The following is a 16,446-nucleotide window of genomic DNA, read 5'->3' as shown; positions in this document are numbered from 1 at the left end:
TTGCTTGAAACACACTCATGGCTACTTGAGTGTGTCTAGTCTAAAAGAACATAATCAAGCCATTGGAGACTACTTGCACATTTGTAACGTGCGGCGATCGCTAGCTGCGATCGAATTTAACCGATAAAAGTCTTGCAGAGCCAGGGAGTAAGCATAAGAATTTGACTCATCCTCACCAACCTTGGGCAATCTATTGCTTGTAGCTACCTGATTCGATTGTTCAGAACTGGCTTCATTTGACGAAGTATTAACCGTCATCGCCAATTCTCCCGATGGGTTGATTGTACCCTGAAAACAATTTAACTCTGATTGGGGCATATACAACGCACCCCTTACCTTGTCCTGCTGCTTTTGAAATATGATATAACCTTGACCAAGCTGGTTTGGTCTTGGGGATTGACCATAGAGGTAAATTCCATCTTTTACAGGAAAAGTTGCTTTTGGTAAAACTCTTGCGCTTTTTGTAGTTCCCCCATCGCCTGGAACCAGCGCTGTGATTGTAGTTACTGTTTTTCCGTCTCCAGAAGCCGCATTCAGTTGACTTCTTTGATCTCGAACTTTTCTCAGCTGCGACAAAAGAGAGTTTTCGGAGGTTTTCTGAATCCGAGCCGATGATAATCGAGAATCTGTAAATGATATTACTTGAGTCTGCTTGGCTAGAAAGCCCAAACCGAGAAGTAAGCCTAAGCCCGCGAGGGGAATTCCCCACTTTCGGGGAGATAATAACTGATGAAGGTTGTTAAGCACCCTACTTCTCCTGTTAAAAAACTAACTAAGTTCTCTAGAACTTACTTACATCATAACCAAGTCTTAATTGTCAAAGACTTTATTCACGACTTACACGACTTATATTACTATTGTCCAAAAAAGAAAACTGTCAAAAACAAAAGTTTTTATGGGATTTCGTTCTACAATCTTAGATTACCATCAGTTAGAGTCTTTATAACAGAAGGTAGGAGGCAAGAGGCAGGGGGCAGGAGGCAGAAGGCAGGAGTAACCCACCTTTAAAAGCATGAGATTAAAGTAAGAAGAATTGTATCTCGCTACACTCTACTCAATACAATTCTTCTTTGAAAACTAGGTTATATACCCAGAATTAAAGTTTTCATATCATGTCCGGCTAATAGTTCTAATTCCCGAATCTACGCAGAAAGCCCAAAAACCCTGCCCCCTGCCCCTTCAAGAAACTTGTATATCTTGTAGCTTTGCCACCATTTCTGCACGCGCCGAAACCTTCAACTTCCGAAACATCCTTTTCAAAGCTTGTTTGACGGAATTTTGCGTAATCCAAAGTTTTTCCCCTATTTCCGCATTCGTTAACCCCTGCGCCACCAAATCGGCAATTTCTAACTCACGCGCTGTTAAAGGACTAACTAGCAGGGAATTGGATATTTTGGGTTTTGTCCGTAGGGTTGCCATTTTTGATGACAAATGAATACATAAAGCGCTCAAGTCAGCTAAATCGTTACCATTAAAGGCAGGATTTCCCTTGTCACGAGCCAAGTTAAGGGTTCCGACAAGACGACCATCGCAAACAATTGGCCCAGTCATCACGTGTTCGTGGTCGGAACGCGAACAAAAATGCTTCCAGTCTCCTGGTGATAATAATAACTGTTCGTGGGCAGGAGCATGACGCTCAACCACATAGCGCCCCACTGGATTGCTTTCTAAGCATACTGCCGGAATGCCTGGAACATTAATCTCAGTGGTTGGCTGCTCATCAAGGAGATAAATACCCCAATTTTGCACGCCAAAATGCTCGCTAATTTTATCCGTGAGAGCGAGTCTTAACTCTTGCTCATTCTGGACATTAGCGATCGCATGAAATACAGCGTGTAGAGAATTAGCCATAAGTGTACCCAGTTGGGGACTATCCAAGCCTCAACAATTACTTCTATGCTAATACCAAGGAAACTAAAACGCTAATTACAGTAGCGACTAGGAGAAGCACATGACAGTTACACAACTCTCTGCTCAGGAACTTTTCCGGGCTGCTTATGAAAACCGCTATACTTGGGACAAGAATTTTCCCGGTTATACCGCAAATATTACCTATAAGCATGATGATAAAGTGTTTACAGGCAAAGTTATCATCACTGCCAATCTCAAAGCCGAAGTTTTGGATGTAGATGATGAGTCAGCCCAGAAAGCAATTCATGGTCAAGCCTGGGAGATAGCAATTCACCGCGTCCGCCGCAGCTTTGAAGACACCCACAGCGCTAATACGTTTAGCTATGGTAAAACTGACGAAACTGGTGCGGTTGAGCTTTTAATGGGTGGTAAGGCTGAGGGCGATAAATACAAAGTCCGTAATAATGAAGTCTGCCATGTTCACCGTCTAATCCACGGTACTTTTGTTACCATCGACACCTTCAGCAGTCACGACACTGGGGAAGGTTATCTATCCCATACCTATGACTCTGTGTACCATGACCCCAAAACTGGGGAACAAAAGGGTGGTAGAAGCGAATTTATTGATGAGTATGAAAAAGTTGGTGACTATTTCATCCTAAATCGTCGGGAGATTCGCACCGAAACAGCAGGACAATTTTCTACTCAGGAATTTATCTTCTCTGACATTAAATTGTTGGAACCTGTTGCTGCTTAAGCTGGATTCTGTAATCCAAAAATTAGCGATCGCTCTTGAGTTAAAGGGAGCGATCGCTTTTATTTTTTGGGCATTCTATACGTAACTGTAGCTCCTCGTAGACATCGCTCAATCACGTTAAGATACTTAATTAGGTGTTCCTAATAAGCGTGGTAATCTACTTATGAGTCAACTTGAAAACATTCAAGCTGAGTACGAAAAATTCCCTGAAGCATTGGAAAGTGTAATTATTAGCACCGTGAGCGCACAGGCAATACCCAATGCTAGTTATGCTCCCTTCGTAATGGATGATTCCAAGAATATCTACATTTACGTTAGTGGTCTTTCGATTCATACCAAAAATATTTATGCCAATCCTCATGTTAGTGTCTTGTTTATCGAGGATGAGGCTAAAAGTAATCTAATTTTTGCCCGTCGTCGTTTGAGTTTTGATTGTACGGCAACTTTGATAGAGCGTGAAACTGATAAGTGGAATCAAATTGTTGAGCAATTTCAAAGACGGTTTGGTGAAATTATCGAGGTTTTGCGAGGCTTGTCTGACTTTCGGATTTTTCGGCTAACCCCAAGTGAAGGTCGTTTTGTAGTTGGTTTTGGGGGAGCATATCATATTAGTGGTGATAACCTCCATAAACTTGTTCAAATCACAGGAGATGCCGAGAAAAAGCAAGGGTAAATTATGAATGGGGCGTAGCCCATTCTGAATTCTGAATTCTGCTATCTATGGGAGCATCAAATCTTCTCCTGATTCTTTAGCTATTCAGACTGATGTATTTTGAATCCTGAATTAGTTTGACTGTATGCAAATTAAAATAAGCTAAACTTTTTAATTTTATGCTTCAGTTTCAACCTCCTGGCTTTGGACATAAAGTTATCCATACATCCTTGGGAGCAATGGTTTACTATACCCAAACGAATGCACCTTGGACGATTGCTGACACTGAAGATTTACCCCCACTACTATTTCTCCATAACTTTGGTGGGGGAGCGTCTGCTTATGAATGGTCTAAAGTTTATCCGGCTTTTGCCTCTAATTACCGCATTTTAGCCCCCGATTTAATCGGCTGGGGAGAATCGGCCCATCCAGTGCGGGATTATAAAATTAGGGATTATCTCAGCACGATCGCAGAGTTTATCATCCAAACTTGTCGCCAGCCGGTGACAGTGGTAGCCTCATCTCTCACAGCCGCTTTTGCTATTCGCCTAGCTATTGTTCAACCCAATTTATTCAAAGCACTGTTTTTGGTTTCCCCTTCTGGATTTGATGATTTTGGGCAGGGTGCTGGACGCAGACTTCCGCTTTCGGTAATCAATGCGCCTCTGTTGGACAATTTTATTTATATGCTTGGTGCTGAAAATGAAATTGCAGTCCGAAATTTCTTACAAAGTTTTCTGTTTGCTAAGTCACAACGAGTATCTCAAGAGATGGTGGAGGCTTATTTAACCTCGGCACAACAAGCTAATGCCAAGTTTGCTGCTTTAGCATTTTTGCGGGGCGATCTTTACTTTGACTTGAGTTTATATATTCAACAACTGACAATTCCCACCGTTATTTTTTGGGGAGAAAAGGCACAATTTACCAACATAAAATTAGGACAACGCTTGGCAAATTTAAATCCAAGAGCAATTCGAGATTTTTATGCGATCGCAGATGCTGGAATATTACCTCATTTGGAAATACCAGAAGTTTTCATTGGTCTATTACAGCGGTATCTTGGAAAAGTAAGGAGTAGGGGAGCAGGGGAGAATAACTAATGACTAATGACTATTTAGAAAGTAGCTGTGCGTTTAATGCTTTAGTAATGCGATCGCCAGAAGCTTCTAAGTGAGCTAAGGTGTAAATATCAAGGCTTTCTCTCTCAGGGTTCGTGGTGGTTTCAAGGGAAGGAAACCCGCCAATGCCCTGTTCATCAAGTTGTTTGAGTTTGGCATCAATGGCTTTTTGCAGTTGGCGCAATTCATACCAAGCCAATGTCCGGCCATCTTCAGGTGTATTAGTAGTACCCAACATCATCTGTAACAAAATATTCAGATGTTCCCGTTGCAATGAACGGCGGATGCTCGAAATTGGCTTTGGTTCTCCGGGGGCGAAAACTTCTGTCCAGATGCCTGTTTGCAGGGTGTCGAACAGTTCTGGTATGGAAAGCGCTTCTCCAGGCAGAGTTTTTAATTCTATATCTTGTAACCGATTCAGGCGATCGCTGTCTAATAGCGATTGCAATATCGTACTTTGAAAACTCAAAATGCGATCGTGAATTGGATAATCAAGGCGGTTATTAGGTGCAGAACTACCCCAGTGTCCCCAACGCGAGGGTGCTAGTTGATTGAGCAATTGTGGTGAAAAGCTGAAAGCATTTTCTGCAAACACATACTCTTGCAACTTTGTCAACGCTTCGCGTTGTTTTAAAAGTGAAACTGGGACAAATGACCAAGCATCGTCACTGGCATGGAGACGCCGAAACGATTGTCCACCGATGTATTTAGAAAGCAAAGTAGCGTTCCGAAAATAATATTTAAGTACTCTATTAAACTGAAGACGCAGGTTACTATAGCTTTCTCCTTTCGATAGATAACCGTTATCAAGATGCTGCCACATAAAACGAGCATTATCCATTTGCCACTGTGAATAAAGTAGCACATCACTACTCATATCCCAGACATTTGCCAAAGGATTAATGTCCCAGATATCTTCATCGGTTGCATAAGATAATTCTGGCTGAGGCGACGCTAGTGCAATCTGGTCTAAAAAACTTTTTTCTGATTCTGGAATAGTTACCTCAAGCGCTGTTGATGGAAATCTTTTATAACCATACTCAATTGCCCATTCGTCATAAGGCCCAACAACTCCTGGAAAATAGTCACCTTGCTGTACTCCCTGTGGTGCTATGTTCACAGGTACATAGTCCATCACCGAACCCACTAAACCTTTGGTGTGAGTGATTTCAGTATTATTTAATTCTTCTGGCGCTAACATAGTGCTGCCATAAAAATTGTGGCGCAAACCCAGAGTGTGCCCGATTTCGTGAGCGATGAGAGAACGCAAATATTGATGCACATACTCCTTCATCGTTTCACTACTAGATGTAGTGTTTGGCAACATTGACAACGCTAGCGCTCCCATAGCTGCTTGATTTGAAGATTCCATACCATAGCAGGACTCTGAGGAAAAAAAGTGAGCAGAGGAAGAGGACGCAAATTTATCCAGAAATTTCCCAGCGTCTTCACGTCCTTTCGTATTTTCTTGACATGAATTTGTATTCGGTGATGAATTTGACTCCATCAGTGCGTGATATTCTTGCTGAACTAAGCGCACCATATTGGCATCCACAATGATATCTGCATCCAATATTTCCCCGGTAAATGGGTTGACGCGCATTGGCCCTTTGGCAAAACCTGCATCTAAAGAATTGAACCAGCGAATAGTGTTGTAATGTACATCTGCTGGTTTCCAATTAGCATCATCTGGCATTTGCTGCACTTGAATGGCATTTTGAAATCCAGCTTTTTCAAATGCTTTATTCCACATCAAAACGCCTTCACGAATCGCATCGCGATATTCTAGTGGCACAGCATTTTCAATCCAATACACAATTGGTTTTTTGGGTGGAGATAAGGGGGCGTTAAGATCGGATGGTTCTAGATGCCAGCGATTAATGTAACTTACAAATGATTCGTGAGCATTATTGTTAGAGAAATCTTGGAAAGCAGTAGTAAAATATCCAACTCTACCATCGGCAAGTCTGGGAATATAACCATTGTTTTCTCTCATCTGAGAAAAACTGTAGTGTACCTTCAGAGTAAGTGCCCTACTATCGGGTACAGCGATTAAATTCGATCCTTCTATTGATGAAAAACCGTAAATAGAATCAATTTCTATATTTTCTGGGAAGCTGTTAACATCACCAAAATATGACTTGCGTGCATCTAAGCGGTAATCAGCCTGTAAAGAGTATTTTAATAGAGGAGTTAATCCAGGAAAATCCTGCATTAGCAGTTCATTCATGCTTATCAGAATATTTTTATTATTTGGATCGATAGTGGCTATTTCGAGTGAATAAAGAACTGAATCGCTAAATGAGCGAGCAAGCGATCGCTGTTCTGGTATACTGTCTGTACGAAATTTTACATTACGCACAATAAAATGCAATCTATTATTTACTCGTCGGAAGTAAAAGATAAAATCAGAGAGAGGTAATCCACTATAAATTCCACTTTCCCCAACGCCTGATTCCAATGTCACTATAGCTAGGTAATCTTTATTTAGCTGCTCTGGTTTAAGTTCTAAGAAAACTTTTCCCGAATCTTCGCTGCAATAAAGTGTGAAGAGTCCCTCTAGTTTATCTACCCGATTAACAATCCCATTAAAACGGCAAAAATCTTCCTTTTTAATCTCAGCAAGATTATTGTCAGCACTTGCTACGTTTTTAACTACTGGGAGTGTATTTAATTGCTGTACATCAATATTAGAAGTATTTGAAAGTTGGGTTGCTCCTGCATAATCATTTGATAGCAACAAGCTATACAGTAATACTATACAGACTGCTAATTTCGTTATCCAGTATTTCATCCTTTGGCTTTCCACCTGAAGCAGTTCTCGTGTTAAGGAAAAATATCGAGTAGTTTTTCGTCTGTAAACCCTTCAAATATCTAGGGATTAGGGTATAAATTCACTCAGTCAGATAAACAAGGCCTCTAGTACGGCACAGCATAAATTCAGCTACCATCTCAATTAACTAGACAAATTGTTCAAGCAACTTATTAAAGGTAGGGAAACTTCCGCCACAGTGTACTAGCCTAAAAGTCGTGTGACTATTGATTGTTATTAGTAACTATTTAGGAATTATCCATTAAGCATCTATCTTTTAAGGTTGATAATTTTTATAACCAAAGATACATGTTTTTTTTAATTCTATCTGTATTAAAAGCCAAATGTAGCATTAAAAATGTATTTAGTGCTACATTTGGCAGTCCAAGGAATCTCAAGCATGATTTATAAATAAAGAGTAAGACTTTTAAAAAAGCTGTTATTGAGCATTTCAATTCTTTTTCGGATGAATTTTGGAAATTTATCCGAATCTAAACCGTTTTCTCACATCGTAAATTATTCTCAATTGTCTTTAAAGCGTTATTTCAAGACAAAATCAGCTTTTTTACCTAATTCTCGGTCTTTTTGATTTGTTAGCCAGGATAAGATGGAGCAATTTAGCCAACCACAAACCAATTTTGAGTAATTTACTGTAGTTTTGTGTAGAAGCAAAAGCGAGTACACCAATTTCTACCGCTTAGGTGATGTCAAAATCAAGCAATATATGAATAATATCGTGGGTGAATAAATATTGCAGTTAATCCACATCTGGTGAAATTAAATATGCGTTATCCAGAACCCTTATAGAAACGTAGCAATGCTAGGACTGTACATTCTTTTTCACTTCTAGGAACGGTTTGATTTAGTTGATTTGCTTGTGGATGATTGGTATAGTCTCATCCAAAATTTTTCATAACTGAGATATGCCTTTTGTTAGAAGGATAATTATTTTTTTATAGTTAATCTGTTATTTGTACTCCAAAAAACAAACTAATTGGCATGATAAATTTGATTTCTAGAACTATTAGTCACATCAGCTCCCTGCTTAAAGGACTTCAAATAAAAGGTTTTTTGGCTGTTGTCATAGTTGGTTTTCTAGTGCTGACGACCAATGTTGCTCCTGGGCAAAATAACACAGGCTTAAAGGAAAGAGTTCGCGAACAGATACAGCAAGATGATTCTCAAAGACCGAGAACAATCGGGGAGTGGAATAAAGAAGCTCGTGAAACAGAAGGTTCTCCTGGCGAACGACTTAAAAAGATTGGAGGAGAGTCAGCAGAAGCCTTTAAACAATTTGGATCTGGCTACGTAAAAGGTGCTCAGAAAACTGCTAGTGATGTAGGGGATAGTGCAGCACAAACAGGCAAAAAGATCCTTAACTAAGTTCGATGCTCAATGCGTTACAATCTTTACCTGGCAGTAAGTAGTAATAACTTTTCGCCAATAAATGAGTAATATTAGCAAGGCTGGTGTTTAACCAATCAACTCTTCTAATATTTGGGTAACGTCCTCACCCTTGCTGATAATAGATTGTAGCGTTTCGTGAATCGCATTAAATATAGGTTTTTAGTAGGGGCGTACAGCTAGCTGTATGCCCCTACTGCGTGCTACAATCTTGCGTCTGTTTGCTCGCTATTAAGCTTGAAAAAACCCAAAACTACGCTTTGGTATTGAAGTGAAGCCAGTGCGGTATTCTCCCTACATTCCTGCGGGCATTCTACGACAGACGCTAGCATCCTTCGCCTACACCTTGTTGCATGAGTCTGCACTGCAAAATTCAGATTGATACCAGATAAAAAATATTTTTCAGTAATACTGAGTAAATTGGTAGAAATAAAGTCAACTATTAAGGCTTGTCATTTGATATTTACAAGTAGTCAAAGATACTTGATGCAGAAGCGTCAGCGTCTTTCTGTAGGGGATAAAAAATAACAATCAATACAGTTATGTTTGTTTATACCCACTTATCTAACTACCCTAAACAATACGCGTATATTTTTATACTAAATTTATAATATTTTTAGAGCAGGTAAGTAACAGTTGAATAACTGTTTGAAAACGTGAAACAATGAGGAAATAGCTAAGACAGTAAATCAGAAAAATAGATTAATAATTAGTGATATGAAGCAATCTAAAAGGACGCGAAGGCGGGGACTTGTCCTAACGATCGCTGGGCTAAAGCGTTTAGAAGGGGCGATTCTGGCCATAGAAAAGGTAGAAAACAATGGAGAACGCTTCACTCTAGAAGATTTAGGCGATCGCATGAAGGTATCTACCAAAACTCTGAACCGATTATGGTCGTTGAATACAGGCGTCGATCAAAAAACCTTAAAATTGTGCTTTAGCGCCTTTAACCTAGAATTATGCAGGGAAGACTATGGAATCCTGAGTGAGCCTAATTATACGGAAGGCTCTCAAGCTCTCTCAGTAAGTTTAGACACAGGAGAAAGAAAATTATTTCCGTCTTTATCTTTAGATTATCTTGCGACTCAACACCATAACCAACTCGAAAATCTTTGGTCATACCCAGATGGTCCCGTACCTGTAGATTCCCCCTTCTATGTCGATCGTCCCCCAATCGAGGAACTAGTTTATCGAGAAGTAATTCAACCAGGCTGTGTGATTCGGATTCGAGCAACAAGAGAAATGGGAAAAAGTTCTCTTGTGGTGCGGCTGTTAGCCTTTGCCAAAATGCAAAGTTATCGCTCGGTGAATGTGAATTGCAACCAAATCGATTCAAGCTGTCTGACAGACTTAAATAAACTTTTGCGTTCTCTTTGTTGGCAAATTGCAACAGAATTAGGCATTGACCCAAAGCTAGATGACAACTGGGATGAGGAAATAGGTTGTAAGTTGAGTTGCAGTTTATATTTGCAATCTTATTTGCTCAAGCAGTGCAAAAGTCCAGTAGTTTTAGTGTTAAATGAGGTTGACCGCTTTTTTGAATATCCAGAAATTGCTCCAGAGTTCTTTGGTTTGTTGCGCTCTTGGTATGAAGAAGCACGACAAGATACCACCTTGCAGAAACTCAGGCTAGTGGTAGTTTACTCCACAGAAGTATATGTCTCGCTGGATATCAACCGTTCTCCATTTAATATTGGCCTACCGATCCGTCTGCCAGAATTTACTGACCACCAAGTAAAATACTTAGCCCAACGACATGGTTTAGATTGGACTCCTGATAACGAAGTTAACCAACTGATGTCTCTGGTGGGGGGACATCCAGCACTGATTCGGATTGCTCTATATTATCTATGCTGTCAAGGACTGACCTTAGAAGAACTGATAGAAGATGCGATCGCTAACGGCGGTATCTATCGCTATCATCTATGGCGACACTGGGCAATTTTACAAGAAAATCCTAGTTTAGTAAAGGCGTATGTTGAAGTTGTAGCCGCAAAGCAAAGCATTTCTCTCAATCCCATTGACACTCATAAGCTCGAAAGCTTGGGTTTGATCGCTTATAAAGGCGATCGTATCCTACCGCGTTGTGAACTCTACCGTGCTTACTTTAAAAAACAACTAGGTGTTGCTGAATTTGAATATAAATCATTGAAAAAACGTGCTTGAGAAATAATACTATTACAGATGCTTTCTCTGACGTTCATCGTAATCGCTCCCCTTAATCCCTTATTTGGCTAGAAACAAGTAGAATATAAAATCTACGTTTTGTCTTTTTAGGGTTCTTCAGACTTAATTAAGTAATCAAGCAAATTATGATCTTACTCCTGAATCCTGACGAATTACGATTTTATTTTGCTGGAGTTTAGGGCTGATGATTTTGTTATTTTCAACGAAAAATAATTAATTGTTTGACCAATAAAGTTGATAATCCTCGATATAAAATCTTCCATTATTGGAAGACATTTTGAAAAAGAAGTAATAATCTTCTGATTCCCAAATACTAAATTCTTGCTCTTGTTCTTGAAAACTAGCTGTTGAGCCACTATTAGGGATAGTCATACCAGCAGTTAGTGTTCTATTTTTCGCTCTCATTAGGAAAATTTCTAGCAGACAAAAGCCCTGTAGTTCAGCAGAATAACGAATTTTGAAACGGATTTTTCCACCATTCCGTAGGGTCTTTTGAATAGAAAAATTTTCAGTTTTAATGGGATTGCCAGACAGATAAATCCCTTTACCTTGTGTTATTATATGAGTTTGCCTTTGGTTGAATGAATTCATTATTTTTTCTCCTCCAAAAGAATAGAATTGATTTAAATAATTGCATTTTTAGCAAATAAATATTTTAACGGTAAGTTCTTTCTGTGCTTATGAATGTCACGTTTGTATTTTCTCGCTATCTTCCAAAAAATGCAATGACAGTTAAGACAGTTAAGAAGATAATTAAAAACTGAATTCTGAAAAGCGATCGCAATCTACAAAAATAGAGATTAACGTTTGACTTGAGGCAGTAGTCCACCCACAAAAGCATTACAATGCAGAGCCTTGTAACGAGATTTAATTTGCAGTTGGTTATTTATGTCAATACCTAAGCCCTAGCATTTAGCCCTTTCAAAGATTAACAAGTAGTGCTTTTTTATCCACTATTACAATCAAGCTAACATCTATCTAGGGAAATACCTTTTAACAATCATTCAATTTGGCAATAGACTTCTAATTGCTAACTATTTCATTTGGCACTTGTCAAGCATTATTTTGCCTTTGAACGATCCTCTTTATGATTTTAATACATCTGTCTTCAGTAGGGTAAAACTCCAAATGTACATTTGGTAACATTGATGAAGATTAAATAAGTAATTGCAATTGGACTTAATCATGACATACACACAAACTAACGATCCAACTATTCGGGAACACGTTCAAGCTTGGCAAAATTTAAATGTAGATCAACAACTTGCTTTGTTTTGGTTTATCTATAAAGAAATGGGGGGTTCAATTACTCCAGCCGCTCCTGGAGCCAGTACTGTTTCTCCAGAAATAGCTGAAGGTTTATTTAATCAAGTTAAGGAATTATCTCACGAACAACAATTACAAGTTCAGCGTGATTTGATTAATAAAGCGGATACCCAAATTTCTCGTGAGTATGGCTCTTTGGGTGATACGACAAAACTCCTGTTTTGGTATCGATTATCTCAAGGGATGGATAATGGTACTATCATTCCTGTACCTGATGATTATCAACTTCCTTCCGAAGCTAAAGCGTTGTTTGGCAAAATTCAAGGATTAGAGTTTGAACAACAGATTACTCTTTTCCGCGATTATGTTTCGCCAATGGGTGCTGAAGCAAAATCAGGTGCTGAAATTTAGCACTTTGGAATTTTTTAGGATGCTTGAGGGTATCTATTAAGTTATTTCTACCCTTCTTTTAAAGCTTGCTAGATTCGCCAGTCTCTTAATATAAAGCTATATTTTGATGACTGGCGTATTTAGGAATTTTTTAGTTAATTATTTCGAGATGCTTATGTTTTGTATAAACCAATACAGTTCACTTAAGCAAAGCGTGTTTGTATATAGACGCTCGCTTGATATTTATAACCTTATTGTATACTGAAACTACCTAATGCAATTACAGCGATCGCTGCAATAATTAGCTTGGAAGATTGAGGTGTTAATAAGTTTAACTTTATTCTAGTCTGCTAGCAGAATTAACATCTAAAAACAACGTCGCTTGGGGTTGTTGACGGAGAATAGAAGCCGCACAGTCTGTACTGATAGAAGCTTGCAGCATCTGTTTTACCACATTCGCTTTACGTTTTTCTGGAGCAAGACAGATAATTTTTTTAGCCGAACAAATTGCTGGAATGGTGACAGTAAAAGCATACTGTGGGACATTTTCTAAATTCGGAAAGTGACCTGTACTTACTTGTTGCTGACGGTTCACATTATCTAGTTTTACCAGTTTCACCCTGTAAGGATCTTGAAAATTTGCTACAGCTGGATCGTTAAAAGCTAAATGCCCATTTTCGCCAACACCAAGACAGCATAAGTCAATCGGTTGTGCTTGCAATAATTTAGTGTAGCGATCGCACTCTGCTACTGGTTGTAATGTATCACCTTCTATATAGTGAAATTTCTTAGGATTAACCCGTTTTTCTACACGTTCTCGCATATAACGCCGAAAACTGGCAGAATGATCAGCAGTAATTCCCAAATATTCATCTAAATGGAACAGAATAATCCGTGACCAATCTACACCACCCAATGCAATCAAAGCATCAAGAAATTTGAGTTGGGAGTTACCTGTAGCTAACAATACAGCAGCTGTATCCTGAAGATTAAGAACTTGTTGTAAATATTTTTGCACGATTTCGGCAACATCCTCAGCCATTTCGACTTCAGAGTTGTAAATCTGCACTAATAAATCATCAACGCGAAAAAAGTTTGTAGCGGCTACCATTTGCTTACGAAGAAGGTTATCAATTATACGGCAGTTTGCCCAGAGGTTTTACCTGTCTGCCTTTATATGCCCTATCCAGTATAGATTTTAGGATTTAACAGATTAATTTCTGACTCTTGAAATTTTTTTTTCGAGTCCCCAATCCCCGTATTAACGCAGGAACAATCACTAAAGACAAAAAACAATGTAAACTATTTAAATTAAGTTAACAATTATTTACATTCTACCCAAAAATCATGCTGGCTGCAATTCTCTTTGACCTAGACGGCACTATTGTCAACACTGACCCTATACACTACCGAGCTTGGCGGGAAATGCTGTTAAATTACAGCATAGAAATAGACGAAACATTTTATAAATCCCGAATTAGTGGAAGGCTAAATCCAGAAATTGTTAAAGATATTCTGCCACAATTATCAGCAGCAGAAGGGCAACAATTTGCAGACGAAAAAGAGGCGTTGTTCCGCAAACTCGCCCCACATCTCAAACCGCTAAGTGGATTTTCTGAACTACTAGAATGGACAGATGCACATCAGTTAAAACGTGCATTAGTTACTAATGCCCCTAGATTAAATGCAGAATTTATGCTAGAAGTTTTGGGGATAAAAGAAGCTTTCCATACAATTGTTTTAGCGGATGATTGTATTGCAGGTAAACCCGATCCTACGCCTTACCAAGTTGCCCTGAATAAATTGGGGATTACAGCAGAAGAAGCGATCGCTTTAGAAGACTCTCCCTCCGGTATTCGTTCAGCAGTGGGCGCAGATATTCGCACCATTGGCATCGCTTCCACCCACGATCCGCAAGTTTTGCAGTCAGTCGGTGCATTTATGGCAATTCCAGACTTTACTGATTTGCAGTTGTGGACATTGCTAAACTCACTCATTGAGCCAGATTTAAGTGCGATCGCTTCTAATTTTTGAGGACATGGGGAAGAGGAGGCAGAAGGCAGAAATTCTTTAATTTTGAATTTTGAATTGATTTCTCCCCTGCCCCTCATCCCCCATCCCCAAAAACTCCACTTTTTAACCGAGCCATATCACGCAACGGTGGTGCGCCGAACAAGCGACTGTATTCACGGCTGAACTGTGAGGGGCTTTCATAACCCACATAATGACTAGCTGTTGCCGCATCCATACCTTGCCCCAGCATCAGGCGACGGGCTTGTTGAAGCCTAAGTTGTTTTTGATATTGCAAAGGACTCATGGTGGTGACTGACTTGAAGTGATGATGAAGCGACGAGGGACTCATGCGCGCTTCACGAGCGATCGTATCAATCCGAAATGGTTTTTCGTAGTTCCATTTAAGCCAGTTGATCGCTCTGCTAATTGCTTGGAGTTGTTTATCGACTAAAGCAATCTGTCGCAATCTAGCACTGTGTTCGCCAGATAACAAACGGTAGAGAATTTCTCGAACAATCAAAGGTGCGAGGATGGCAATATCTTGAGGCGTTTCCAACAATCGTACAAGTCGGATTGCAGCATCAAGCAGTTGCGGGCTAACAGGATTGATAGACAAGCCCGGTTCCGGTGGTTCGTTCGCTGGAGCCTCTAGTTTTGCCTCCATCATCAGTGTGCTGAGTTCTCCCATATCTAAATCGAGCCGAAGACACAGATATGGAACACTTGGCGTTGCTTCAATCACTTGACCGACAACAGGCAGATCGATGGATACCACCAAATATTGGTCTTGACCATAAACATACAGATTGTTGGCCAACATTACCTGTTTCTTTCCCTGAGCGACGATGCACAGGGCAGGCTCATGCAGGGCATGGAGAGGCGCAGTAGGTTGTAAAGAGCGGATCAGGAATAACCGCTCGATCGCTGTGGGATGGACACCATCTCCATTACTGTTCTGTGCAATCAGAGCGGCTAGCTCAGACTGCTGCTTTCTAACAGTCTGTACCATAATGTCGTTTGAAATCCTTTATGAAACTAACATTCAGGGCAGCCGCAATTTATTTAGCCGCTTCAGTCAGCTTATCTTTTTACGATAAACAATGAAAAAAAATGCAGGATTAGGCAAGAATTTCGCAGGTTCAGATTACCGCATCAGGCTTTGACTCTCTTAGATTAAGAGTGTGCTAGAGAATACAACAACTTGGAGATCCGGTTTTATGACTACCAACCAACAGAAAGTCGTACTAATTACAGGTGCAAGTAGCGGTATCGGTGAGGCGACAGCACGTCTACTCGCTCGTAAGGGCATTCACGTCATCCTGGGCGCACGACGCACGGAGCGCCTAGAAACCCTCGTGGCTACAATCCGCTCTGAGGGAGGCTCGGCGGAGTATCAGACCCTTGATGTTACTAATCGCGCCGACTTCCAAGCCTTTGTAGAATTTGCTCAGAGCAAATTTGGCCGCATTGATGTCATCGTCAACAATGCAGGCGTTATGCCCCTCTCGAAACTAGAAGCACTGAAGGTTGATGAATGGGACTGGATGATTGACGTGAACATCCGTGGCGTACTCAATGGCATTGCCGCTGGGCTACCGCTGATGAAACGCCAGGGATTTGGCCAGTTCGTCAACCTATCCTCCATCGGCGGACATGCGGTTTGGCCAACCTGCGCCGTTTACTCAGCAACTAAGTTCGCGGTGTTGGCAATTTCAGAGGGGCTGCGTCAGGAAAATACTGACATTCGCGTTACAGTTATTTCGCCGGGCGTAACGGAGTCAGAACTGGCCGATAGCATTACTGACGCCGAAGCTGGCAAAGGTATGCAGGAATTCCGCAAGATTGCGCTTCCGGCTGAAGCGATCGCCAGAGCGATCGCCTTTGCAATCGAACAACCGGATGACGTTGATGTGAATGAGATTATCGTGCGCCCCACAGCCAGCGTATAGTTACGCAAAGATGCGGAGAATTTTCAACCTAAGCTAGCAGTAAAACA

At 40.4% G+C, this 16,446-nt stretch carries 14 protein-coding genes; 8 read left to right on the top strand and 6 right to left on the bottom strand.

All coding sequences use genetic code 11. The features are described from left to right. Nucleotides 1–69: 69 nt before the first annotated feature. The gene (locus HWQ42_RS25750) at nucleotides 70–747 is read right to left on the bottom strand and encodes a hypothetical protein (RefSeq protein WP_292817060.1); all 678 of its coding nucleotides are present in this window, start codon (nucleotides 745–747) and stop codon (nucleotides 70–72) included. A 432-nt stretch (nucleotides 748–1,179) separates the two neighbouring features. Continuing rightward, complete coding sequence (locus HWQ42_RS25745) at nucleotides 1,180–1,851, bottom strand: LuxR C-terminal-related transcriptional regulator (RefSeq protein WP_292817059.1); 672 nt, start codon at nucleotides 1,849–1,851, stop codon at nucleotides 1,180–1,182. A 100-nt stretch (nucleotides 1,852–1,951) separates the two neighbouring features. Between HWQ42_RS25745 and HWQ42_RS25740 the strand changes: the two genes are divergently transcribed. From HWQ42_RS25740 to HWQ42_RS25730, 3 genes are all read left to right on the top strand, one after another. Beyond that, nucleotides 1,952–2,608 carry a DUF3386 domain-containing protein gene (locus tag HWQ42_RS25740; RefSeq protein ID WP_292817058.1) on the top strand — a complete coding sequence of 219 codons (657 nt, stop codon included), beginning with the start codon at nucleotides 1,952–1,954 and terminating at the stop codon, nucleotides 2,606–2,608. A gap of 163 nt (nucleotides 2,609–2,771) precedes the next feature. After that, complete coding sequence (locus HWQ42_RS25735; protein ID WP_292737658.1) at nucleotides 2,772–3,281, top strand: HugZ family protein; 510 nt, start codon at nucleotides 2,772–2,774, stop codon at nucleotides 3,279–3,281. A gap of 158 nt (nucleotides 3,282–3,439) precedes the next feature. Continuing rightward, nucleotides 3,440–4,360, top strand: a complete 921-nt coding sequence (locus HWQ42_RS25730) for an alpha/beta hydrolase (protein WP_292817057.1) — start codon at nucleotides 3,440–3,442, stop codon at nucleotides 4,358–4,360. Between the two features lie 10 nt (nucleotides 4,361–4,370). Here the strand turns inward: HWQ42_RS25730 and HWQ42_RS25725 are convergent, their stop codons facing one another. Further along, nucleotides 4,371–7,172: a zinc-dependent metalloprotease gene (locus HWQ42_RS25725; RefSeq protein WP_292817056.1), complete on the bottom strand. Its 2,802-nt coding sequence runs from the start codon at nucleotides 7,170–7,172 to the stop codon at nucleotides 4,371–4,373. Between the two features lie 1,017 nt (nucleotides 7,173–8,189). Between HWQ42_RS25725 and HWQ42_RS25720 the strand changes: the two genes are divergently transcribed. Together HWQ42_RS25720 and HWQ42_RS25715 are read left to right on the top strand one after the other, a co-directional pair. Then, nucleotides 8,190–8,573 (top strand): hypothetical protein, encoded by a 384-nt coding sequence (locus HWQ42_RS25720; protein WP_292737664.1) that lies wholly within the window; start codon nucleotides 8,190–8,192, stop codon nucleotides 8,571–8,573. A gap of 738 nt (nucleotides 8,574–9,311) precedes the next feature. Next, the gene (locus tag HWQ42_RS25715; protein ID WP_292817055.1) at nucleotides 9,312–10,760 is read left to right on the top strand and encodes an AAA-like domain-containing protein; all 1,449 of its coding nucleotides are present in this window, start codon (nucleotides 9,312–9,314) and stop codon (nucleotides 10,758–10,760) included. Between the two features lie 234 nt (nucleotides 10,761–10,994). On the opposite strand, the gene HWQ42_RS25710 is transcribed toward HWQ42_RS25715, so the two are convergent. Continuing rightward, complete coding sequence (locus tag HWQ42_RS25710) at nucleotides 10,995–11,372, bottom strand: hypothetical protein (RefSeq protein ID WP_292817054.1); 378 nt, start codon at nucleotides 11,370–11,372, stop codon at nucleotides 10,995–10,997. A 594-nt stretch (nucleotides 11,373–11,966) separates the two neighbouring features. On the opposite strand from HWQ42_RS25710, the gene HWQ42_RS25705 reads away from it, so the two are divergent. Beyond that, entirely contained in the window at nucleotides 11,967–12,458 is a 492-nt protein-coding gene (locus HWQ42_RS25705; protein WP_292817053.1) for an orange carotenoid protein N-terminal domain-containing protein, read from the top strand. A gap of 316 nt (nucleotides 12,459–12,774) precedes the next feature. Here the strand turns inward: HWQ42_RS25705 and HWQ42_RS25700 are convergent, their stop codons facing one another. After that, nucleotides 12,775–13,548, bottom strand: coding sequence for a glucosamine-6-phosphate deaminase (locus HWQ42_RS25700; protein ID WP_292817052.1), 774 nt, complete (start codon nucleotides 13,546–13,548; stop codon nucleotides 12,775–12,777). A 236-nt stretch (nucleotides 13,549–13,784) separates the two neighbouring features. On the opposite strand from HWQ42_RS25700, the gene HWQ42_RS25695 reads away from it, so the two are divergent. Next, complete coding sequence (locus HWQ42_RS25695; RefSeq protein WP_292817051.1) at nucleotides 13,785–14,471, top strand: HAD-IA family hydrolase; 687 nt, start codon at nucleotides 13,785–13,787, stop codon at nucleotides 14,469–14,471. A gap of 73 nt (nucleotides 14,472–14,544) precedes the next feature. Here HWQ42_RS25695 and HWQ42_RS25690 read toward each other — a convergent pair whose 3' ends face one another. Continuing rightward, nucleotides 14,545–15,459, bottom strand: a complete 915-nt coding sequence (locus HWQ42_RS25690) for an AraC family transcriptional regulator (RefSeq protein ID WP_292817050.1) — start codon at nucleotides 15,457–15,459, stop codon at nucleotides 14,545–14,547. Nucleotides 15,460–15,667: 208 nt separating this feature from the next. On the opposite strand from HWQ42_RS25690, the gene HWQ42_RS25685 reads away from it, so the two are divergent. Further along, a complete protein-coding gene (locus HWQ42_RS25685; protein WP_292817049.1) occupies nucleotides 15,668–16,399 on the top strand; it encodes an SDR family oxidoreductase in 732 nt (243 codons plus the stop codon). The last annotated feature ends 47 nt before the right edge of the window (nucleotides 16,400–16,446 follow it).

Origin of the sequence: Nostoc sp. JL23, from assembly GCF_017115065.1 — a bacterium.
Lineage (GTDB): Bacteria > Cyanobacteriota > Cyanobacteriia > Cyanobacteriales > Nostocaceae > Nostoc > Nostoc punctiforme_A.
Note: the sequence above shows the minus strand (reverse complement) of the source record. Positions and strands in the feature narration are given on the sequence as shown.

Coding starts and splice junctions, on each gene's coding strand:
- HWQ42_RS25745 (WP_292817059.1), bottom strand. CDS start 1,851: ATGGCTAATTCTCTACACGCTGTATTTCATGCGATCGCTAATGTCCAG.
- HWQ42_RS25685 (WP_292817049.1), top strand. CDS start 15,668: ATGACTACCAACCAACAGAAAGTCGTACTAATTACAGGTGCAAGTAGC.
- HWQ42_RS25730 (WP_292817057.1), top strand. CDS start 3,440: ATGCTTCAGTTTCAACCTCCTGGCTTTGGACATAAAGTTATCCATACA.
- HWQ42_RS25690 (WP_292817050.1), bottom strand. CDS start 15,459: ATGGTACAGACTGTTAGAAAGCAGCAGTCTGAGCTAGCCGCTCTGATT.
- HWQ42_RS25710 (WP_292817054.1), bottom strand. CDS start 11,372: ATGAATTCATTCAACCAAAGGCAAACTCATATAATAACACAAGGTAAA.
- HWQ42_RS25705 (WP_292817053.1), top strand. CDS start 11,967: ATGACATACACACAAACTAACGATCCAACTATTCGGGAACACGTTCAA.
- HWQ42_RS25695 (WP_292817051.1), top strand. CDS start 13,785: ATGCTGGCTGCAATTCTCTTTGACCTAGACGGCACTATTGTCAACACT.
- HWQ42_RS25720 (WP_292737664.1), top strand. CDS start 8,190: ATGATAAATTTGATTTCTAGAACTATTAGTCACATCAGCTCCCTGCTT.
- HWQ42_RS25725 (WP_292817056.1), bottom strand. CDS start 7,172: ATGAAATACTGGATAACGAAATTAGCAGTCTGTATAGTATTACTGTAT.
- HWQ42_RS25740 (WP_292817058.1), top strand. CDS start 1,952: ATGACAGTTACACAACTCTCTGCTCAGGAACTTTTCCGGGCTGCTTAT.
- HWQ42_RS25735 (WP_292737658.1), top strand. CDS start 2,772: ATGAGTCAACTTGAAAACATTCAAGCTGAGTACGAAAAATTCCCTGAA.
- HWQ42_RS25700 (WP_292817052.1), bottom strand. CDS start 13,548: ATGGTAGCCGCTACAAACTTTTTTCGCGTTGATGATTTATTAGTGCAG.
- HWQ42_RS25715 (WP_292817055.1), top strand. CDS start 9,312: ATGAAGCAATCTAAAAGGACGCGAAGGCGGGGACTTGTCCTAACGATC.